The sequence below is a fragment of the Pectinatus brassicae genome, assembly GCF_014201835.1.
In the GTDB taxonomy this organism is placed as follows: Bacteria; Bacillota; Negativicutes; order Selenomonadales; family Selenomonadaceae; genus Pectinatus; species Pectinatus brassicae.
In genome coordinates this window covers 88,605-109,914 of record NZ_JACHFH010000001.1, presented here as the reverse complement: position 1 = coordinate 109,914, position 21,310 = coordinate 88,605, and the positions used below count along the sequence as shown (strand labels likewise).

The following is a 21,310-nucleotide window of genomic DNA, read 5'->3' as shown; positions in this document are numbered from 1 at the left end:
AAGATATTATACCAATAAGTGAGAAGTGTTATTTATTGTATGAATATAAAACTTTTTATATTCATCATCGTAGGAGAATATATTATAGGCCGTATTGCTTTGCGCAACGGACCAGATATGATTAAAGGGAATATTAGCAGCATAGGAGAGAATTGTTCTGTTGATGGCACCATGGGCAACAATAGCAATAGTATTGCCGGAATTGTTACTGATGATATTATCAATAGCGTCAATGGCTCTATTTTGTACCTGGGAAAAAGTTTCGCCATCAGGAATTGTTATGGATAGTGGATCGGCAAAGAAATTATTTATAGCATTAGGCCATTTTTTATTGATATCATCAAAGAACATGCCTTCCCATTTACCAAAATTCATTTCACGTAACTGCGCAGTTGTGTTTAATGGAAGGTTAAATTTGTCAGCGATAATTTTAGCGGTACAACGGGTACGTTTTAAATCACTGCAATATACGGCATCAAGTGTGGTCAGCGGGAAGCTGTCGGCCAGTTTTTGCGCCTGTTCAATTCCTTCCGGCATAAGCTCGACATCGGATTGTCCCTGGAAGCGTCCTTCGATGTTCCAAGTGGTTTGGCCATGACGAATAAGAATAATTTTTGTAAGCATAATTGATATAACTCCCTCTGACGTTTAAATATATTATATTAATATTAACATATGGTGAAGATGAATAAAACAAGAAATTCACTTAATTCGGAGGTGGCACCATAGACGTCACCTGTAAGACCGCCTAGTTTTTTAGTAATATAGTGACCAAAAATAAGTGTAAAAATAATAACAACGATAAAAGCAATAATACTTGTGGATAGTTTTGGTAAATTTATTGACAGGCAGATAAGTGTGATTATGATATTAAGTATTAACGAAAATTTATTAGAATATGTGGAGAAGGCTTTCCCTAAGCCCTCTTTGCGGGCATAGGGAAATAAAGTAACCCCGATGACTAAACCTAAGCGACCCAAAACAGGGGCTAAAAGTAAAGCTGTATATAAAATAGTATGGTTTGTTGACGAACATAAGGAAAAAATAGCAGCATATTTGCCTAAAATCAGCATGATAAGCGAAGTAGCACCATGAGCACCAACGCGGCTGTCTTTCATTATTTCCAGTATACGGTCTTTTTTTCGTCCTGATAAAAGGCCATCCATTGTATCGGTATAGCCATCATAATGGATAGCGCCAGTAAGTATAATGCTAATCAATAAAAGAAAAAAACTGGCTAAGGGAACGGTAATAGTGATATGTAAAAAATGGGGCAATAGTGAAAAGATAATATAGGCACAAAGACTATTGATAATGCCTAAGATTAGACCAATGATAGTAAAATATTTGACGCTATTACCGCAAGCTTCTTCAGTCCAATTGGCATTATACTTTATCGGTAGGCGTGTTAAAAATAATAGTCCGGTAAAAAAAGAATTCAATTATTAGGCATCTCCCTTACAAAATGTACATATTTATTTGTGTGCTAGTTGAATTTTAGATGAATGAAAGGCTCCCCTGCAGGGGAGCTGGCAGCAAAGCTGCCTGAGGGGTTAACCATTCCGACTTGACTTCGTCAAGCCACCTTCCCTATGCTGTAGCTCTTAATGATTTAGCATTCTAGAGATACAGTACACACCGTGCTGGGAAGGATTTAAAGGACATACTAGTTTATTAACTAGCATGAATATGTGATTTATTTTATTTTTAATGGAATTCCTGATATGACGAAGTATACTTCGTCGGCATTTTTGGCAAGATGCTGGTTGCAAATACCGGCAATATCACGATAAAGACGAGCCAGCTTATTTTCGGGAACGATGCCGGCACCAACTTCATTGGTAACAAATACAATCGAACCAGGATGCTTTTGGGCAGCAGTGATAAGTTTATCAATAGACTGTAAAATTTTACTTTGAATTTGGGCTGGTTCCATGTCATTTGCTTCAGGCAGGCAGATGATGTTGCTCATATATACGGTGATACAGTCAAACAGTACAGCTGGATAATTATGGCAGGCATTGATAGCTTCTTCGGCATTAAACGGCGACTCGATGGTATGCCATTCATTGGCACGGCGTTGTTTATGAATATCAATACGCTGTCGCATTTCTTCATCAAAGATTTGGGCGGTAGCGATATAGGCCTTGCTGGTATTAAGGTCCTTTACATAATTTTCAGCAAAAGTGCTTTTGCCGCTGCGGGCACCGCCAGTTACTAAAATAATTTTTCCCATAAATAGCTCCAATCTGGTAAATAGTTTACCTTTTATAAAATTTATGATACAGTAAAAAAGATTTAATCTGATTCTTTTTGTTAGGAGTATATAAAAAATGCTGGTTTATTCAAATATTACTGATATAACGGCTGAATTTACTGATAATGTTGTAGTCTTAGGCACCTTTGATGGTGTTCATATCGGGCATCAAAAAATTATAAAACGGGCTATAGAAATTGCAAAAAAAATACAAGGGAAAAGTATTGTTTTTACTTTTTCCAATCATCCTTTGGAAATAATTGCGCCACAGCGGGCACCACGAAAAATTAGTGACAATATCTGTAAGGAAAAAGAACTGCAGGATTTAGGCGTAGATATTTTAATGAATATCCCGTTTACGCAGGAATTTGCAACAATCGCACCCGATGAGTTTCTGGCCTTATTGCGCAAAAATTTGGCACCGCGTTATATAGTGGTCGGACCTAATTGTACATTTGGCTATAAAGGGGAAGGGACACCGCAATTTTTACGCGATAATGCTGCTAAATATGGTTTTAGTGTGGAAGTACCGGAAGCCGCTTATCTGCATAATAAGATTGTCAGCAGTTCCCGGGTTCGTCATGCACTGCTTGATGGGAAATTAGTTGAAGCCAATGAATTGTTAGGGCATTCCTTTAATATTGAAGGCATAGTAGAACATGGTGAAAATCGGGGAAATAGTATATTGGGTATCCCCACGGCTAATATATACATCCCCGATAAATATATTTTATTGCCTGATGGTGTTTATATAGTTGAAGTCTGTTTAAAAGATAAACGGTATACAGGTATAGCTAATATTGGGAAAAATCCTACTTTTGCTGTACAGTCAAGACGCGTAGAAGTTAATATTTTTGATTTTTCTGGTGATATCTATGGAGAAAACCTTAAAGTATATTTTTTGCAGCATCTGCGCGGCGAAAAAAAGTTTGCTTCAATACAAGAATTAAAGAAACAGATGGATAATGATATTGTAACAGCCAAAGAATATTTTTCGTTGAAAATAGAAAAATAATTAAATTTTTACCATGATTTTTGTGTTTTAAAATTAATTTGTAGTGGTGAAGCGGATTTTTTATTATTTTTAACAGCGCTGGTGTCAATTTCATTATGATTTATAATATTGTCATCAAGTTCATCGCTATCATTATACATAGCTTCATCGGCCTCATCATCTGTTAAGGGCAGGCTGGTAAAGCGAATTCCAATCAAATAATCTTCCATGGAATCCAACTGGAGCAGCAGGCGCTTTTTAGCGTCTGTTTTTAAGCTGTAGATAAAATATGAATTGCCATCGACAAATTCACGTTCAGCTTTGCCAAAGACGGACTGCATTTTATAGGGGGTAGCACCCCAGCGGATATTTTTATTGATGGAATAATCTTTATCTACAAGTCTGATATCGACTATTTTGCCTGTTTTTTTAGCAATGCCAATCTGTGTTTTATCATGATAAATATAATAGGTAACTGCTCTGCCATAAACGAGACGATCGTCATTGTACCAAGGGGTTCCAAATGATTTGACCATAGCCTGATAGTCATCACCTAGTTTTAGACCCTTACAGGAAAAAACGGTATCGGTAGGAACAGCCGTCATCCCCATTGTAAAAGCAGCAAATGTTAATAATGAAAAGATAATAAGTAATAAGCGTATACGCATAAAGGACTCCTTTGAGTTTAAATGATTGTAGATATTAATCGAACTTTGTTACTATCAGGTAAAAATGCTTATGAATAGTATAATGAAAAAGTAAATTGAGGTCAATATAACAAAAATTAATACAATTTCTATGAAATTATTGGGGGGACATTATAATGAATAATGATTTCCAAATAAAAATATCAGTAATTATTGCTATGAAAAACGCAAGTGACTATATTATCCGGGCTGTTGACAGTTTGCTGGCTCAAACATTGGAAAATATAGAAATTATTATAGTAGATGATAATTCAACAGATAATTGTGCTCAATTAGTTGAAAATTATTATGCGGGAATATCTGAAATAAAATTGTATTATAGTGGCGAAAAGTATGGAACAGGATTTTCCCGTAATATTGGCTTGATGCAGGCTAAAGGAGAATATATTGCTTTTGTTGATAGTGATGACTATGTAGAACCGGAGTTTCTGGAAAAATTATATAATAATATAAAAAAAGTAGATGCTGATATAGCAATATGCGGTTTTCAAAAAGTTACGGAATCATCTTATTTACGTTCATATATACCGGAAGAGGGAATATTTTCGGCAAATGACTTTTTTAAGCAAATCACACAGACGGAATTTGTTGTTTGGAATAAGCTATATCGACGTACATTGTTAGAAGAAAATCATATAAGATTTTTACTGCCATATATAGGCGAAGACTGGTTGTTTTGTCTGCAGGCAATGTTGGCAGCACAAAGTTATGTTTCGGTAAAAGATGAATTATATTATTATTATCAGCATGAGCAATCACTTTGTCATATGCGGATTACAGTTAATGAACTTAATAATATTTGTGATTTTTTTACTAAGCTTAGTGAATTATTGGAAAAACAAAAAAATATATCATCAACAGTTAATGAACAAATAAAAGACAATTTCTTTTTTGCTATGCTGGGATGTTATATTGTACCGTTTTATAATAAGATTACAAATAGCGAGCGGGAACAATTGCAAAGCACTATTTTGCCGCAGCAATTTGGTAAGGGTGCCGCTGCTGCCGGCATGAGTTTAGAGGCGGTATGCAAGTTATATAGTTTTGCTTTAGAAAAAAATAAATATAATTTATAAACGAGAAGCTGTCACATTTTGTGATGGCTTTTTTAATATTATCAGTTGAGGCGAATCACTGTTTATTATAGTTAAAAATTATTATTTATTAAATATATAATAAACAACATCTAATATGATTAAAAAAAGTGACAAATGTAATGTACTTTTCTAGTTAAATAGTGACAATAGACAGCTGTCAACTTAATGATATTTTGATAAATTTATAATTGTAAAAAAATTATAAATATTTATAGTAAATAAGCAAATTAAAGATAGTGAGGTGAAATAATGTTATATGTGATAATGGTAAGCCATGGAGAATTTGCACCAGGTCTTCATACAGCAGTAAAAATGATTGCCGGCGACAGAGAAAATGTTTTATCTACTAGCTTAAAAGATGGAATGTCAGCCGATGAATATGGTGATGAGTTTAAGAAAATAATTGCACCGATAACAAGTGAAGATAAAATTGTTTTATTAGCTGATATAGTTGGAGGTTCTCCATTGACTACAGCTGTAAATATACTTAATGAAAAAGGATTGCTGATAAATACAAAATCATTTGGTGGTATGAACTTACCAATGGCGTTGACAGTGGTTCTGAATGAAGAATCATTTTTTGCGGCAGCTTCGAAAGAATTGGTACAAGAAGGACAAAATGGTATTCAGGAATTTAAATTAGAAGATGAAGAAGATGATGATATTTAAGGAGGACAATAATAATGTCAATTTCGTTTGTAAGAGTAGATGACCGCATGATTCATGGGCAGACCTGTACACGTTGGTCTTTAGAATATCCTTGTGATGGACTAGTTGCAGTAAATGATGCTGCGGCAGAAAATTCTGTGTTAAAAGCTGCTTATAAAAGCGCTTCAGGCAAGAAAACTTTTGTTTGGACGATGGAAGCATGGCAGAAAAAATGTCAGAAAGTAGTAGAAAGTGACAGCCAATATTTTCTTATCACCAAAAATCCTATTGATATGAAAAAAATTCTCGTTGACCAAAAATTTGATCCAGGTATAAAAACTATAATTATCGGACCTTGTAATGATAGACCGGGAGCTGTGCAGCTTGGCAATAATCAATCGATAACTCAGGAAGAAGCAGAAGCTTTTGAAGCGATAATGCAGGCTGGCTATGAAATAGAATTTGCTCTTATCAAAGAAAAAGCTATTGGTAATTGGAAGAAGTTTCGCGGCCAATTTGGTTTTAATTAAGCAATAATTAAATATTAAAATAATTTATTATTATTTTTAGAAAATTCATATTTAACAAGTTTATTTAAATAATTGATAATTAGGAATTCGTAATAAAAACTATATATGAAGGAGAGCGATAGTAATGGATATTAGTTTATTTCAAGCAGTTTTGCTGGGGATTTGTGCCTGCTTATCGAGTATGCCGGGGCTTGGCGGAACAACATTTGGGAATTATACATTAGGTCGTCCGTTGGTTGCAGGTTTAGTTGTAGGTCTTATTTTAGGTGATGTTAGAAGCGGTATTATAATTGGGGCAGCTATTCAGGTTATTTATATAGCATTAGTAACACCAGGCGGAACGGTTTCCGCTGATGTACGTGCAATAAGTTATATTGGCATACCACTTGCTATTTGTGCGGTAAAGGGCATGGGACTTGATCCCGCTACAACACAGGCTCAATCAATGGCAGCAGCATTAGGTGCAGCTGTAGGTACACTCGGTACTGTATTATTTTACGGAACAGCTACCATGAACCTTATTTGGCAGCATATTGGTTGGAAAGCAGTAGAACGAGGCGATTTTAGAAAATTATATGTTGTAAATATGGGCCTTCCTTGGATTTCACATATTATCTGCTCATTCATTCCAACCGTTATTATCACCATGGCTGGTGCTGGCATGGTTGGTATAATGAAATCATATCTGCCGATGGACGGCATTGCCATGAAGACATTATTCACAGTTGGTAGTCTTTTGCCGGCAGTAGGTATTGCGATCCTGCTAAAACAGGTTGTCAAAAAAGGTATGGATTTTATAACCTTTTTCTTTGGTTTTACTTTAGCTGCATGTCTGGGATTAAATCTGATTGCTACAGCTATTATTGGCTCGTTCTTTGCTGTCATTAATTATAAAGTAATAATGGCACAAAATAAAAAAACAGTAGTAGCAGCGGGCAGTGTTGATGATGACGATGATGAGGAGGATATTTGAGAATGAAAAAGTTATCGAAAAAAACTTTAAATAAATCGTTCTTTACATGGTTTTATGGTAATCTTACCTGTTTTTCACAGGAACATATGCAGACATTTGGTTATTTGTGTGCAATGCTGCCAGTAGTAGAAGAACTTTATGATGATAATGACAAACAAAAAGAAGCGATGAGTACTTATACAGCATTTTTTAATACTGAACCACAGATTGGTACATTAGTGGTAGGTATGACCGCAGGGCTGGAAGAAGCAAAAGCCAATAATCAACCGATTGACAGCGAAGCAATAAATGGTATTCGCGCGGGTCTTATGGGACCGCTTGCCGGTATTGGTGATTCAATGATTGTTGGTACACTTATTCCGATACTGTTGGGGATTGGACTTGGTTTATCAACTGGTGGTAATCCATTAGGTGCTATTTTCTACATTGTTGTTTGGAATGCATTGATGTTCTTTGGTATGAAATTCGCTTATTTTAAAGGTTATGAATTGGGCGGAAAAGCAGTAGAAATACTTGTTGGAGAACAGGCTCAGGCTATTAGGGATTCAATAATTATGATTGGTACGATTGTTATGGGGGCAGTAGCGGCCTCATGGATAAACATCCATACAGCATGGGTGTTACCTGGCGGCGGCGAATTGCAAAAGACACTTGATGGCATTTATCCTAAAATGTTATCAGGTATAACCGTAGTATTTTGCTGGTGGCTTATGACTAAGAAAAACATTTCACCGACAATGGTTATGCTTTTACTGGTAGTAATTGCTTTTGTAGGTGTTTTGGCAGGATTCTTCAATCCGGGCTTATCTTATTAAGAATATAAAAACCGTAGGAGAGTAGTATATGGATTCAGCAAAAAGAGAAGCTCTTTGCATAGAGGCACAAATGCAGACGAAGATGATAAAAAAATTAATGAAGTGGTTTCGCTTCCTTTTGGGATTGTCGGCTACAGGCATTGTGCTTATGTGGTGGGGCATCGATAATGGACGAGTTCATATTATAGCTGAAATAAGCGGTATATTGTTTATCATTATTTGCTTGGCGTCAGCCTGTATTATTGCTAAGGGCGTTCGTAATGGCCGAAAAAATATTGCAAAAATATTGTTGGCAGCAGAATCACATAAATAAAAGTAAAAAGACAGTAGAAAATTTTCTGCTGTCTTTTTACTTTTAGCTAAATATTATATACTATAAAAAAATACTGTTTTAAAGGGTGATGAGCTTGTGAAAAAAAAATATCAGCGTTATATTTTTATAATGATATTTGCGGCAATACCGGCAATAATAATAGGCACACAAATAAAGAGCTTTATTACTGCTGATTATTCAGCTAAGCAGTTTGAGCATAGAAAAAAATTTGGCGCAGTATATATGACGCTTAATAATCCTTTTTATGAAATAATTGATGATGAAATACGGACCCAGGTAGAAAAAAATGGTGATATACTACAGACAAGGGATGCAGCGCTTGATGTCAGCCGACAGACACAGGAAATTCAGGAATTAATTAATGATGGTATTGATGTGTTATTTTTAAATGCTGTTGATTGGAAAAAAATACGACCGGCACTAGAAATTGCCTATAAGGCTCATGTACCAGTAATTGCTATTGATACTAATGTACAGGATGATAAATATGTTGCTTGTACGATTGTATCGGACAATTATGCCGCTGGTGTAAAATGTGCTGAGCATATGCTCAGACATCTAAGCGGTGGCAATATTGTTCTGTTACAGCATTCTCAGGCCAAGTCAGGAGCAGATAGGATAAAAGGTTTTACTGATACGATAAAAGGTCATCACACTTTTAAAATTATAGCCAAGGCTGAGTGCAAGGGTCAATTGGAACTGGCTATGCCGGCGATGGAAAAACTGCTGCAAAAATATGAGGATATTGATGTGGTTATGGCACTTAATGATCCAGCAGCAATGGGCGCAATGGCGGCTTTAAAAAATAGTGGTCGGTTATCAACGGTTAATGTCTATGGTGTGGATGGAGCGCCCGAAACAAAAGAGATGATTGTCAACGGCAATATGACAGCTACTGCTGCTCAATCACCTCATAAAATAGGGAAAATAGCAGCGCAAAAAGCTTATGAAGTATTGGCTGGAGAAAATAAAGAGAAATTAGTTAAATTGCCGACAATATTATTAACACGTGATAATATTGGCAGTTATAACATTGATGGATGGGATTAAAATGAAGGGGAAAATACAATCATTGTCAATTATACAATGGCTTTTATATGGCTTTAATGCTGTTGTAGTAATGCTCTTAGCGGCATTTATTTCGATAACCCAAATGAAAATTAATCAATCAATGGTGGCAAGAAAATTTCTTGATTCAGTGGCAACGGTACCTTGGGCTATTGATAAAATGCTGCTGTATGCATTTATTTCTTTCGTATTACTGATATTTTTCAGTATTTTATATCGCCGTATGGCAGGTTGCGGCTCCAATAATAAATATATAATATTATTGCTGGAAATCTGTGCCTGTATTATGGTTATGCGCAGCATCAATATGGCCTATAATGGTATGGTATTGATTGTCGTTGCTGATTTAGTCAGTGGCTATAAAGGTAAAAATCAGCGGATAATTTTGACAGTGGCAATGTTGGGACTATATTTGATTGCCAGTTATAATTTAGTGGATTTTCAGCTGAAAATAGTTGCCTTGGAGGCTTATTTTGCTTATTATAACCAAATGGCACAGGGAATATTAAAGGCCGTGTGCAATATTTTTACGTCATTTAATATGATAATATTTGTATTATATATAATTGTATTAGTACAAGACCAGCATCAGGAAAAAGAACGCGTCAAAATGCTCAATGAAAAATTAAATGAAGCCAATAGGCAACTGCGATTTTATGCTATAGAAGTGGAAAGTATGGCTGAAACAAGAGAAAGAAACCGCTTAGCACGTGAAATTCATGATACTTTGGGTCATGCGCTGACTGGTATTGTAGCAGGAATAGATGCTTGTCTGGCAACTATCGATGCAGCCCCAGAATTTACGAAAAAGCAGCTGAAGATTATCGGTGATGTTGGCAGGCATGGTATAACGGATGTACGGCGTTCAGTAAAAAAATTGCGTCCTGATGCCTTAGAGAAGTTTTCTTTACAAGGGGCTTTGCAGCAAATGATTGAGGAGTTTGCCGGGACAACAGGCATGAAAATAAAGTTGTTGTGCGATAAATGGCCGGAAAAATTGCGAAAGGATCAAGAGGAAGTTATTTATCGGTTGATCCAGGAAAGCATTACTAACGCCAACCGTCATGGACAGGCTTCGAATATCGTTATTATAATTGAGCCGACTGCTGACTGGCTTAAAATTATTATAAAAGATGATGGTAAAGGCTGTACGAAGATAACTGAAGGATTTGGTCTGCGTCATATGCAGGAACGCTTGGAATTACTGAAGGGTACTTTTCATTATGAGGGAGGAAATGGTTTTACAATAATAGCGTCAATTCCTGTAAATTGGGGAGGGGTTTATAATGATAAAAATCATGATAGCTGACGATCAGGAACTTATAAGGGAAAGCCTTAAAATCGTTTTGGATATGAATCCTGATATGAAAGTGGAGAGTACAGCGGAAAATGGCAGTGAGGTATTGCAGAAAATAAAAAAGGAGCAGCCGGATATTATACTGATGGATGTACGCATGCCGAATATTGATGGGGTGGAGTGTACAAGGCTAATTAAACAGCAGTATCCCAAGATTAAAATTATAATACTTACAACATTTGATGATGATGAATACGTTTATAATGCTTTAAAATATGGAGCTAGTGGATATTTGCTAAAGGGCGTATCGGTAACCGAATTGTCAAATGCAGTTCGTACAGTTGTAAATGGCGGCGCGATGATAAATCCTAATATAGTGACTAAGGTTGTTAAGCTGTTTTCACAAATGGCTCAGAGTAATTTTTCAGTAAATGTAGAGGAAAAAGGCATTGATGATCTTACGCGTACCGAAAAAAAAATCGTCTGTTGCATCGGTTGTGGACTTTCTAATAAAGAAATTGCTCATAAACTAAATTTATCGGAAGGAACTATTCGCAATAATTTGAGCTCAGTGCTTAGTAAATTGGAACTGCGTGACAGAACTCAGCTGGCTATCTGGGCCGTACAAACAGGAATGTGTCAGCAGGGGGAACAATAATGCCCATAAAAAAATATCCCACTATAATAAAACTGTTAATGGCAATTGTTATGGTTTTTTTACTGGGAATGCTATATTATCGTTTTGTTTATATGCCGCAAGAAATAGTCTTACATATCGGACTTTTTGCTGGCAGTAATTGGAATGTACCAGCGGCAGATTCATATGCGGTTGTTGATAAGGCCATTAGTAGCTTTGAAAAACGTCATCCTGGTGTAAAGATCGTTTATGTTAATGGTATTCGTAAAAATGATTATTCGGAGTGGCTGTCGGAACAGGTGTTAAAGGGCAGTGAGCCTGATGTGTTTATGGTATTATCAAGCGATTTTAATTTATATGCACGTATGGGATTATTAGAAAATATTGATGGCATGAGCAGGCGGGACAGTGCTTTTTCCTATGAAGCGTATTATAAAGCGGCGCTTGACTATGGCAAGTATGATAAGAAACAGTATGCACTGCCCTTTGAAAGTGTGCCTACACTGATGTTTGTAAATAAGACATTATTGCAGTGGGCAGGTATTGCTATACCGGCTAATAACTGGAAATGGCAGGATTTTATTGCTATATGCCAAAAGGTTACTAAAGATACTGATAATGATGGTGTTATTGATCAATTTGGCTGTTATGATTATACTTGGCAGCAGGCAGCAATAAGCAATGATGTTAAATTATTTCGTGATGATGGAAAATTATCGTATTTTTCCGACAACAAAATGGATGATGTTATAAAATTTATGATGTCGTTGGAAAAAATAAATCAGGGTCATAAGGTAACAGCTAAGGAATTTGATATGGGGAAGGTTGCTTTTCGTCCTTTTACCTTTGCCCAGTATCGTACTTATAAACCATATCCCTGGCGCATTAAAAAATATTCATCATTTGAATGGGACTGTATAAAACTTCCGGCTGGACCAGACGGAAAAAATATATCACAGCTTGATACGTTGCTTATGGCAATGAGCAGTCGCAGTGAACATAAGGAATTGGCTTGGGCATTTTTAAAAGAGCTTTGCTATGAAAAAACAACACAAATGGATATTTTACAGCAGTCAGAAGCGATGCCTGTAATAAAGAATGTTGTGGAGTCAAATGAAGCGAAAAAAATGCTGCTGAATGGTATTCCCGGTGACGATAAAATGAATGTGACAATAATCAGCGACGTTATGAAGAATGCTTACATGCCGCCAAAATTTTCTAAATATAATTTGGCAATGCTCATTGCTGATAATGAAATAAAAAGAATTATTGAAGGTAATATTACTTTAAATAATGCTTTGAATAAAGTGCAGAAAAAAGTGAATGATTTTTTGCAAAATTAACAGAACAGGGATGATAGTATGTCATATAAAATAATTTTTTCCGATATAGATGGTACGCTGCTTACTTCTGAACATACAGTTTTATCAAGCACAGTAAGGGCGATAAAACAGCTTATTGCTCAAAATATTATTTTTGTGCCGGTATCAGCACGTATGCCTAAGGCAATTGCACCTGTAATAGCGCCTATGGAGGCAGCAGTACCGCTGATAAGTTATAACGGGGCACTTATTTTAGATGAAAACCAAAAAGTATTATATAGTCAATATATTGAATTTACATATACTCAGGACATAATAAAAAAGATAAAAACAAGTTGGCCTGATGCTGTAATAAATTTCTACAGTGATGATGAATGGTATGTAGAAAATTTACACAATGATTTGGTGCAGCAGGAAATAAGAATAACTGGTGTGAAGCCAAGGCAGAAGAAGTTTTCGGAGTTATTAGCGAGAAAGACAGCAGCGCATAAATTATTATGCATGGGCTCAGCTGTTGATTGTAAGCAGATGGAACAGCAATTGTCAGAACAGTATCCAGCGCTTATGATAATCCGTTCGAGTGATAATTTGTTGGAGATAGTTGATGCCTCAGTGTCAAAAGCGCAAGCTGTACAATATTTTATGGCGGACAGAAAAATTGCCGGTAAAGCGGCAATCGCCTTTGGCGATAATTATAATGATATGGAGATGTTAAAAGTAGTAGGTACTGGTATCGCCATGCAAAATGCGCCGCAGCCAGTAAAAAACAATGCCAAAATAGTGACAGATTCCAATAACGAGGATGGTATTTATAAAGCATTAAAAAAATTACAATTAATAGATTTTTGCTAATTTAGCAGTAGTTTTTTATTAAGCCGTTTAAATTGACAAACATATGAAAAAAACATATAATCAGAAAGAGTGTCAAGGCCTTGCCTGACACTCCTTATCATATTTATTATTTTGAGATTATATCATTATCCAAGAACTGGATAAGAATTAATTTATCCAATAATAAATTCACAGTAAAATGTGGTTTAACTTTTTGGATAGTGATTTTTTATTCTAAAAGAAGTTCATAAAAAAATAAGGACTCAATTTATAAGGGAGCGTATAGTTATGGCAGAAAAGCGTAGTATGTTAACCGAAGAAGGGTTAAAAAAGCTTGAAAAGCAATTAGAAAATTTAAAAAGTGTTCGTCGTATAGAAGTAGCACAACGTATAAAACAGGCTATTGATTTTGGGGATATCAGCGAAAACTCAGAATATGATGATGCTAAAAATGAACAGGCATTTATCGAAGGGGAAATTCTTCGTCTGGAAAAAATTTTGCGTGAAAGTGATGTTATCGATACTAAATCTGACGGCAGCGGTGTTGTTCGTCTTGGTAATACAGTTATCATCCGCGATATGGAATTTGAAGAAGATGAAAAATATACTTTAGTTGGTTCGGCTGAAGCAGATGTTACCGATGGTAAAATATCTAATGAATCACCAGTAGGTGCAGCTATAATGGGACATAAAGCCGGTGATTTGGTAAGTATAAAAGTTCCAGCCGGTGTAGTAAAGTATAAAATTATAGAAGTAAAATAAACGGAGGATATAAATGGCTAAGCAGCAAAATCAGGAAGTACAAGATATAAATGAATTAATGCAGGTACGCCGCGATAAAATGCAGGCGTTCGCTGATAAAAATATTGAACCATTTGGCAGAAAATATGCTATAACGCACCATGCTCAGGATGTATTGGATAATTTTGACACACTAGAAGAAAAAGATGTGCGTATTGCCGGACGCTTAATGGCTATACGTGGTCATGGCAAAGCCAGCTTTGCCGTTATTGCCGATATAACCAGCAATATTCAGGTGTATTTCCGTCTTGATGTTATTGGTGAAGAGGAATATGCTAATTTTCGCTTACTTGACATTGGCGATATTATTGGGCTTGAAGGTACTGTATTTAAAACTCATCGTGGCGAAGTAACAGTAAAAGTAAAAAGCTTTGTTATTGAAGCAAAATCTTTGCGTCCATTGCCAGAAAAATTCCATGGGCTTAAGGATGTGGAAACACGCTATCGTCAGCGTTACCTAGACCTTATAGTAAATCCGGAAGTTAGAAAGACCTTTATTAACAGGACAAAAATTATTCAGGCTATTCGTCGTTTCCTCGATGCCAAAGATTTCTTGGAAGTGGAAACACCTGTAATGAACCCCATTGCTGGTGGTGCTAATGCTCGTCCATTTATAACGCATCATAATGCGCTTGATATGGATATGTATCTGCGTATTGCTACTGAATTATATTTAAAACGCCTTATTGTTGGCGGCCTTGAACGCGTTTACGAAATTGGTCGTATTTTCCGCAATGAGGGTGTAGATAATCGCCATAATCCAGAATTTACCTCAGTAGAAACATATCAGGCGTTTGCTGATTATACTGAAGTAATGGATATGACTGAAGAACTTATTGCTCAGGTAACTAAAGATGTTTTAGGTACAACTACTATTACATATCAGGATACTGAGCTTGATTTAAGCAGTATTCGCCGCATAACTATGGTGGATGTAGTAAAAGAAGCTACCGGTAAGGACTTTTCCGCAGTAACTACCGTGGAAGAAGCCAGAGCTATTGCTGAGGAATTAAAAGTCCCTTATGAACAGCATCATGGTATTTTAGAAATAATGTATCAGGTATTTGATGAAAAGGTAGAAGAAACATTGATACAGCCAACTTTTGTAACCCAGTATCCTACTGCTGTATCGCCGCTTTCCAAACGCAATCAGGATAATCCTGAGTTTGTTGATCGTTTTGAACTGTTCATTTATGGCCGTGAACTAGCTAATGGTTTTTCGGAATTAAATGATCCAATCGACCAAAAACAAAGATTCGTTGATCAGCAGGAACAGCGTGAGCATGGTGATGATGAAGCACATATGATGGATAATGATTTCATCACGGCACTTGAATATGGTATGGCACCTACCGGCGGCTTAGGTATTGGTATAGACCGTCTTGTAATGCTTTTAACCGACAGTCCTTCAATTCGTGATGTAATACTATTCCCACATATGAAAAATAAGCCTGTAGAATAATATAAAAGTAAATAAGCCGGTTAAAATCACTGCTGATTTTAACCGGCTTATTTTTTAGGAAAATATTTATAAATATTGCTTTATCTGAGCTTTACGCAGTAAATTATATAAAATATCACGGGTAAGTGACTGGACTGTGCCCTGCGGACTGTAGGAATCGTCAAAGAAAGCAGCTTTATTATATGATTTATATAAATTAGTTCTGCTGTCATAAACAGATAATTGTAAACATACACTGGAATGAATTACAGGCTCGACAATATTTACAGGAGCATAATTAATATATTGGTGCATGCGCAGAATTTTAATACTGATAATAAGGTCACTGTTTAAAGATTGGGCTAAGGACTGCAGAGAATTTTTATTATCTAAGTCATCAGCATTGATATTTAGGGCTTGGAGTGCTGTATTGATAGCATTGGTATCAATCAATGCAGTTTTTTCTAATACGCCGTTTAAGGGGATATGGACAGCCCTGTGCAATTGTTTATCAATATAAACATTAACATCAGGGTATTCAGCTGAGGGATTTATAATAGGCAAAATGACAATTTTTACAGGTTTTTGTGAGGCAGGATTAGCGGCCGTACAAATATTCATTGTATAAAATAACATAAAAATTAATATAAAATATGCTGGAATGATTTTTTTTAGCATAATAACATCTCCAAATTAGTAATAAATAATAATAAAGGCAGAAATACCTATAAAGTATTTAAATAAAAGGGAATATAATACCTATTAGAAATAAAAATAAAATATTTTAGGGGAAAAATAAAGTTTTTTTAGAAAAAGTATTGCATTATAGATGAGCATATGATATTATAATATCCGTTGCTGATACAGACAACAACGACATGGAAAACATTCGTTATTGAAAGTATACAAACATGTGGCGCCTTCGTCAAGCGGTTAAGACACCGCCCTTTCACGGCGGGTTCATGGGTTCGAATCCCATAGGCGTCACCAATAAATATGGGCGATTAGCTCAGCTGGGAGAGCGCTTGCCTTACAAGCAAGATGTCAGCAGTTCGATCCTGTTATCGCCCACCATATTTGGCCCGGTAGTTTAGTTGGTTAGAATGCCGCCCTGTCACGGCGGAGGTCAGGGGTTCGAGTCCCCTTCGGGTCGCCATTTTGTTATCCCCTTTGATTTTATATCAAAGTTGGAATATATGTTTTATGCCTCGGTAGCTCAGTCGGTAGAGCAGGGGACTGAAAATCCCCGTGTCAGTGGTTCGATTCCGCTCTGAGGCACCATTCAATTTTGTACGAGCTTGTGTTTATTACAGGTTAGTCACTTACTGCAGAAGATCACATTGCTGGTCAATATGCGGGTGTAGCTCAATGGTAGAGCCCTAGCCTTCCAAGCTAGTCACGTGGGTTCGATTCCCATCACCCGCTCCATAAAAAAAGATAATACGCCGGGGTGGCGGAACTGGCAGACGCACGGGACTTAAAATCCCGCGGATAGAAATATCCGTACCGGTTCGATTCCGGTCCTCGGCACCATCTTTTATTTATACGCGGTCGTGGCGAAACGGCAGACGCGCTAGCTTCAGGCGCTAGTGAAGGCAACTTCATGGTGGTTCAAATCCACTCGGCCGCACCAATTAAATACCCTTTTCATTCTATATCATGCGGTCGTGGCGGAATAGGCAGACGCGCTACTTTGAGGGGGTAGTGACCACAAGTCGTATGGGTTCAAGTCCCATCGACCGCACCATTAAGAAGATAGAGCAACTGAAATCATTTGATTTCAGTTTTTTGTGTTTTATGGATAATTTTATTAAATATTAATAAAGCTTATTGCAAATTTATTAGTAATATACTAAAATATAATAAATTGTACCAAATAATTATTATGTGGGAGGCTATTTATTATGAAAAAATGGATTTGCTCAGTTTGTGGCTGGATTTATGACGAAGAAAAAGGCGACCCTGATTATGATTTGGCACCGGGAGTATCCTTTGAAAATTTACCGGATGATTTTGTTTGCCCGTTATGTGGTGTAGGCAAGGATCAGTTTGAACTAGAAGAATAGTCTTTATGTAAATGCAAAGCACAGGTTAAAGCAGTGTGTTTAACTTGTGCTTTTTTATTTACGTAAACTTAAAAGGAGTTGTATTTATTTTAAACGAATCATACATAAATATACCAATAAAAGGGAATTATACAGTATATTTATTGACATGAGGAATATTCATTTAAAATAGGGGAGCAGGAGGCTTTGGCTATGGAAATAAAGGTGAAAAATTGCATGGAAGCGTTTGTATTTGAAGCGTTGGAAAACGCATTGAAATCATATCCTGATGTTTGTAAATGTGATAAATGCATTGCGGATATGGCCGCTTGGTCACTGAATAAGCTGACGCCTAAATATGTACACTCAGATTTGGGGGACACCTATGTCCGACTGGAAATGTATCAAAAGCAGCATTATACCCAGGTTATTAATATTGTGGCACAAGCCATTGAGGTTGTCAGTAAAAATCCGCATCATTAATAGGACGGTGAAAATGACATTAGTCAAAATATTATGCGCATAACAAAAAAAATAAAAGATGAAATGATACGACGGCTCGAAATACTGTATCATGATACGAAATCGGCCTTAAACTTTAATAATCCATTTGAACTGTTAGTGGCGGTAATATTATCGGCGCAGTGTACTGATGTTCGTGTTAATATTACAACGCAGCGTTTATTTAAAAAAGCACCGACCCCTCATGACATAGTAAATATAGGGATTACTGATTTAGAACTTGAGATAAAAGATTGTGGATTGTTTCGCAATAAAGCCAAAAATATATTTAGCACCTGTAAAATTTTATGTGATAAATATAATGGTCAGGTACCTAGTGACTATAATGAATTATTAGCCCTGCCAGGCGTGGGACGAAAGACAGCTAATGTAGTATCAAGTATAGCCTTTAATCGGCCAGCCATTGCTGTTGATACGCATGTATTCCGCGTTTCCAATAGATTAAAATTAGCTATAGGGAAAACACCTGATGAGGTAGAAAAAAAGCTGCAGAAGGCCATTCCACGAGAAAAATGGTCAAATGCCCATCATTGGCTTATTTGGCATGGACGAAAAATTTGTAAAGCAAGGCAGCCTTTATGTGAGGAATGTTCGTTGAAAGATTTATGTCCTTCATTTATGGAAAGACAGTCCCAAGATTAGGGGAGGAATTTATATTATATATCGTAAGGCAGTTTTTGCTGATGTTGAAGCAATATATGAATTAGTATATGCGTATGCACAAGATGGACTTATGCTGGCACGCTCACGCAATGCATTATATGAAACACTGCGTGATATGTTTGTAGCAGAAAAGGACGAAAAAATCGTTGGCGTGGGCGGACTGCATATCACCTGGGATAAAATAGCAGAAGTGCGTACATTAGCTGTTGATAAAAATGCTACACGCCAGCATATTGGTTCAGAGATTGTGACGAGACTTATTGCTGATGGGAAAGAATTGGGTGTGGAAAAGTTTTTTACACTGACTTATCAGCCGCAATTTTTTAATTCGTTGGGATTTGAAATTGTGTCAAAAGATGATTTGCCGCAAAAGGTTTGGAAGGAATGTATAGATTGCCCTAAATTTCCTAATTGTGATGAGATTGCTATGGTGTTAGTAGAGTAAAAAAACCCCGAGAAATTAAAATTTCCCGGGGTTTTTTTACATATTTTGTGCTTGTTCTTTTAAACGGGCAATGCGGTCGGCAGTTGCTGGATGAGTGGAAAAAAGACTGGCAAATGATATTTTTTTACCGGCAAAGGGATTTATAATATACATATGTTCCGTTGATTGAGTAGCTTGCGGCATCATGCGATGCTGGGCATAGTATTCAATTTTTTCCAAGGCAGAGGCTAAAGCCAATGGATTGCCGCAGATTTCTCCGCCACCTTTATCAGCGGAATATTCACGTGAGCGGGAGATTGCCAGCTGAATTATAGTGGCTGCCAGTGGTGCTACTATTACAGCAACTAGAAGGCCAATAATGCCACCATTATCATCATCATCATTGCTGCGACCAAAGCCGAAAATAGCAGCCCATTGAGCCATATTAGCCAGCATCGATATAGCGGCAGCAAAAGTTGCAGCTATGGAGCCAATGAGAATATCACGGTTTTTTACATGGGTTAATTCATGTGCTAATACTCCGGCTAATTCTTCATATTCCAGAGCACTCATGATGCCCGTAGTAACAGCAACTGCAGCATGGCTGGGATTACGTCCCGTAGCAAAAGCATTAGGGGCATCAGTATCCATAATATATACGCGCGGCATTGGCAAATTAGCCCTTTGGGCCAGCTCGGCTACAAGACGGTATAAGGTAGGTGCATCATCTTCATTTACTTCGTGGGCATTGGACATTTTTAATACAATGGAATCGCTGAACCAATAGGAAAAGAAATTCATGCCTAAAGCCACGATAAACATAAGGAAAGCACCATGCTGGCCGCCGACAAGGCCGCCGACAGCGATAAGCAAAGCCATTAATAAGGCCATTAAGGCCGTAGTTTTTATCATATTCATAATATATTCCTCCACAATGAGATATTATATACTTAATTAACAATATATCTAGATTATAGCATGAATCTACATATTTAAATCATCCTTTAAATAATATTAGGTAAATTTTTAGTGAGCAGTTTGTTTGTTTTTATAAAGTCCCCATAAGAATATGGAGATCATAAAGATAGCTTCCAGCCAGCCATTAAAGTAAATTAAATAGTGACCAAGGGCTTTATCCATTAAAATCATTTTTGCAGCGGTGAAAGCTAAGATGGCACTGCCCAAATAAATTAATGACGGGAATTTCTGCATAATAAGCAAAAATATTTGGGCTCCGCATATTACAATCGGCAGGCTTATGAGAAGACCGCAGATTATAAGGCTCCATCTTTCGTTCGGTATGGTGTTGGCAAGTCCAGCCATTGATAATACATTATCAATGCTCATTATAAAATCGGCTATTATAATTGTTTTTACAGCTCCGAGTAAAGTTGCCGGCGCAGCGGTATTTTCTTCGTCATGTCCATTATCGAGCAGTTTTATGGCAATATAAAATAAAGCAAATCCGCCAATGAACTGTATATAAGGGACAGCCAGTAGTTCTGTAGCAAATACCGTCAGCAGAATGCGGATGATAATAGCGCCGCTGCAGCCGATGATCATTGCTTTAAGATGATGCTGCTTTGGTAATTTTTTACAGGCAAGAGCAATTAAAACAGCATTATCACCGCTTAAAATTAAATCAAGCAATAAAATACTGCCAAAGGCGGTAAGCCATTGCCAGGAAAAAAATGTTTCCAGTAAAAACCCCTTCTTTCATAAATATACAAAAAAGACCTTGTTTTATAGAATGTTATTCCATAAAACAAGGTCTTGCCTACAAATTAATGCCGACCGCACCGGAATAGTTATACTATTCGTACTGACGATTATCGGTCGTTAAGCTACTCCCCTTATCACTAAGAAAAGATATATTATTATATATATAACTATAACATATTTTG

Annotated in this window: 25 protein-coding genes and 8 tRNA genes; 26 read left to right on the top strand and 7 right to left on the bottom strand. The window is 36.6% G+C overall.

Annotation, left to right across the window (positions count from 1 at the left end; translation table 11 throughout):
- Positions 1–6: 6 nt before the first annotated feature.
- The 3 genes from cobC to cobU all read right to left on the bottom strand — a co-directional run bounded on the left by cobC (position 7) and on the right by cobU (position 2,236).
- Positions 7–624, bottom strand: coding sequence for an alpha-ribazole phosphatase (cobC, locus tag HNR32_RS00620; RefSeq protein ID WP_183858844.1), 618 nt, complete (start codon positions 622–624; stop codon positions 7–9).
- A 44-nt stretch (positions 625–668) separates the two neighbouring features.
- A complete protein-coding gene (gene cobS / locus HNR32_RS00615; protein ID WP_183858843.1) occupies positions 669–1,442 on the bottom strand; it encodes an adenosylcobinamide-GDP ribazoletransferase in 774 nt (257 codons plus the stop codon).
- Between the two features lie 254 nt (positions 1,443–1,696).
- Entirely contained in the window at positions 1,697–2,236 is a 540-nt protein-coding gene (cobU, locus tag HNR32_RS00610) for a bifunctional adenosylcobinamide kinase/adenosylcobinamide-phosphate guanylyltransferase (protein ID WP_183858842.1), read from the bottom strand.
- A 97-nt stretch (positions 2,237–2,333) separates the two neighbouring features.
- On the opposite strand from cobU, the gene HNR32_RS00605 reads away from it, so the two are divergent.
- Entirely contained in the window at positions 2,334–3,272 is a 939-nt protein-coding gene (locus HNR32_RS00605; protein WP_183858841.1) for a bifunctional riboflavin kinase/FAD synthetase, read from the top strand.
- A gap of 8 nt (positions 3,273–3,280) precedes the next feature.
- On the opposite strand, the gene HNR32_RS00600 is transcribed toward HNR32_RS00605, so the two are convergent.
- Positions 3,281–3,919: a hypothetical protein gene (locus tag HNR32_RS00600; RefSeq protein WP_183858840.1), complete on the bottom strand. Its 639-nt coding sequence runs from the start codon at positions 3,917–3,919 to the stop codon at positions 3,281–3,283.
- A gap of 155 nt (positions 3,920–4,074) precedes the next feature.
- On the opposite strand from HNR32_RS00600, the gene HNR32_RS00595 reads away from it, so the two are divergent.
- From HNR32_RS00595 to lysS, 13 genes are all read left to right on the top strand, one after another.
- Positions 4,075–5,034, top strand: a complete 960-nt coding sequence (locus HNR32_RS00595) for a glycosyltransferase family 2 protein (RefSeq protein WP_183858839.1) — start codon at positions 4,075–4,077, stop codon at positions 5,032–5,034.
- Positions 5,035–5,304: 270 nt separating this feature from the next.
- Positions 5,305–5,724: a PTS sugar transporter subunit IIA gene (locus tag HNR32_RS00590; protein WP_183858838.1), complete on the top strand. Its 420-nt coding sequence runs from the start codon at positions 5,305–5,307 to the stop codon at positions 5,722–5,724.
- 14 nt (positions 5,725–5,738) lie between these two features.
- On the top strand, positions 5,739–6,233 hold the full coding sequence (locus HNR32_RS00585; RefSeq protein WP_183858837.1) for a PTS sugar transporter subunit IIB: 495 nt from the start codon (positions 5,739–5,741) through the stop codon (positions 6,231–6,233).
- Between the two features lie 124 nt (positions 6,234–6,357).
- A complete protein-coding gene (locus HNR32_RS00580; protein ID WP_183858836.1) occupies positions 6,358–7,206 on the top strand; it encodes a PTS mannose/fructose/sorbose/N-acetylgalactosamine transporter subunit IIC in 849 nt (282 codons plus the stop codon).
- Between the two features lie 2 nt (positions 7,207–7,208).
- Complete coding sequence (locus HNR32_RS00575) at positions 7,209–8,021, top strand: PTS system mannose/fructose/sorbose family transporter subunit IID (protein WP_183858835.1); 813 nt, start codon at positions 7,209–7,211, stop codon at positions 8,019–8,021.
- 28 nt (positions 8,022–8,049) lie between these two features.
- Positions 8,050–8,334 (top strand): hypothetical protein, encoded by a 285-nt coding sequence (locus HNR32_RS00570; protein WP_183858834.1) that lies wholly within the window; start codon positions 8,050–8,052, stop codon positions 8,332–8,334.
- Positions 8,335–8,430: 96 nt separating this feature from the next.
- Positions 8,431–9,405 (top strand): sugar ABC transporter substrate-binding protein, encoded by a 975-nt coding sequence (locus tag HNR32_RS00565; RefSeq protein ID WP_183858833.1) that lies wholly within the window; start codon positions 8,431–8,433, stop codon positions 9,403–9,405.
- Positions 9,374–10,732, top strand: a complete 1,359-nt coding sequence (locus HNR32_RS00560; protein ID WP_260162415.1) for a sensor histidine kinase — start codon at positions 9,374–9,376, stop codon at positions 10,730–10,732. The genes HNR32_RS00565 and HNR32_RS00560 overlap by 32 nt, the downstream gene beginning before the upstream one ends.
- Positions 10,710–11,378, top strand: coding sequence for a response regulator transcription factor (locus HNR32_RS00555; RefSeq protein WP_183858832.1), 669 nt, complete (start codon positions 10,710–10,712; stop codon positions 11,376–11,378). Before HNR32_RS00560 ends, HNR32_RS00555 begins: the two co-directional genes overlap by 23 nt.
- A complete protein-coding gene (locus tag HNR32_RS00550; RefSeq protein WP_183858831.1) occupies positions 11,378–12,700 on the top strand; it encodes an ABC transporter substrate-binding protein in 1,323 nt (440 codons plus the stop codon). The genes HNR32_RS00555 and HNR32_RS00550 overlap by 1 nt, the downstream gene beginning before the upstream one ends.
- Positions 12,701–12,718: 18 nt before the next feature.
- The gene (locus tag HNR32_RS00545) at positions 12,719–13,531 is read left to right on the top strand and encodes an HAD family hydrolase (RefSeq protein WP_183858830.1); all 813 of its coding nucleotides are present in this window, start codon (positions 12,719–12,721) and stop codon (positions 13,529–13,531) included.
- A gap of 267 nt (positions 13,532–13,798) precedes the next feature.
- On the top strand, positions 13,799–14,272 hold the full coding sequence (gene greA / locus HNR32_RS00540) for a transcription elongation factor GreA (RefSeq protein WP_183858829.1): 474 nt from the start codon (positions 13,799–13,801) through the stop codon (positions 14,270–14,272).
- Positions 14,273–14,285: 13 nt separating this feature from the next.
- Entirely contained in the window at positions 14,286–15,773 is a 1,488-nt protein-coding gene (gene lysS, locus HNR32_RS00535; RefSeq protein ID WP_183858828.1) for a lysine--tRNA ligase, read from the top strand.
- Positions 15,774–15,839: 66 nt separating this feature from the next.
- Here lysS and HNR32_RS00530 read toward each other — a convergent pair whose 3' ends face one another.
- Positions 15,840–16,430: a hypothetical protein gene (locus HNR32_RS00530; protein WP_183858827.1), complete on the bottom strand. Its 591-nt coding sequence runs from the start codon at positions 16,428–16,430 to the stop codon at positions 15,840–15,842.
- Between the two features lie 237 nt (positions 16,431–16,667).
- On the opposite strand from HNR32_RS00530, the gene HNR32_RS00525 reads away from it, so the two are divergent.
- The 12 genes from HNR32_RS00525 (at position 16,668) to HNR32_RS00470 (ending at position 19,427) form a co-directional block, all read left to right on the top strand.
- Positions 16,668–16,742: transfer RNA gene (locus tag HNR32_RS00525), tRNA-Glu, on the top strand.
- A gap of 8 nt (positions 16,743–16,750) precedes the next feature.
- Positions 16,751–16,826, top strand: a tRNA-Val gene (locus HNR32_RS00520).
- Between the two features lie 5 nt (positions 16,827–16,831).
- Positions 16,832–16,908 (top strand) — tRNA-Asp (locus HNR32_RS00515).
- Between the two features lie 49 nt (positions 16,909–16,957).
- Positions 16,958–17,033, top strand: a tRNA-Phe gene (locus tag HNR32_RS00510).
- Positions 17,034–17,106: 73 nt separating this feature from the next.
- Positions 17,107–17,180: transfer RNA gene (locus tag HNR32_RS00505), tRNA-Gly, on the top strand.
- Positions 17,181–17,196: 16 nt separating this feature from the next.
- A tRNA-Leu gene (locus HNR32_RS00500) sits at positions 17,197–17,285 on the top strand.
- Between the two features lie 14 nt (positions 17,286–17,299).
- Positions 17,300–17,385 (top strand) — tRNA-Leu (locus HNR32_RS00495).
- 28 nt (positions 17,386–17,413) lie between these two features.
- Positions 17,414–17,499 (top strand) — tRNA-Leu (locus HNR32_RS00490).
- Between the two features lie 157 nt (positions 17,500–17,656).
- Positions 17,657–17,818 carry a rubredoxin gene (gene rd, locus HNR32_RS00485; protein WP_183858826.1) on the top strand — a complete coding sequence of 54 codons (162 nt, stop codon included), beginning with the start codon at positions 17,657–17,659 and terminating at the stop codon, positions 17,816–17,818.
- 192 nt (positions 17,819–18,010) lie between these two features.
- The gene (locus HNR32_RS00480; protein ID WP_221300525.1) at positions 18,011–18,280 is read left to right on the top strand and encodes a late competence development ComFB family protein; all 270 of its coding nucleotides are present in this window, start codon (positions 18,011–18,013) and stop codon (positions 18,278–18,280) included.
- A gap of 33 nt (positions 18,281–18,313) precedes the next feature.
- On the top strand, positions 18,314–18,961 hold the full coding sequence (gene nth / locus HNR32_RS00475) for an endonuclease III (RefSeq protein WP_183858825.1): 648 nt from the start codon (positions 18,314–18,316) through the stop codon (positions 18,959–18,961).
- Between the two features lie 13 nt (positions 18,962–18,974).
- Positions 18,975–19,427 (top strand): N-acetyltransferase, encoded by a 453-nt coding sequence (locus tag HNR32_RS00470; protein WP_183858910.1) that lies wholly within the window; start codon positions 18,975–18,977, stop codon positions 19,425–19,427.
- A 36-nt stretch (positions 19,428–19,463) separates the two neighbouring features.
- Here the strand turns inward: HNR32_RS00470 and htpX are convergent, their stop codons facing one another.
- Complete coding sequence (htpX, locus tag HNR32_RS00465) at positions 19,464–20,324, bottom strand: zinc metalloprotease HtpX (protein ID WP_183858824.1); 861 nt, start codon at positions 20,322–20,324, stop codon at positions 19,464–19,466.
- Positions 20,325–20,432: 108 nt separating this feature from the next.
- A complete protein-coding gene (locus HNR32_RS00460) occupies positions 20,433–21,107 on the bottom strand; it encodes a YjbE family putative metal transport protein (RefSeq protein ID WP_183858909.1) in 675 nt (224 codons plus the stop codon).
- Between the last annotated feature and the right edge of the window lie 203 nt (positions 21,108–21,310).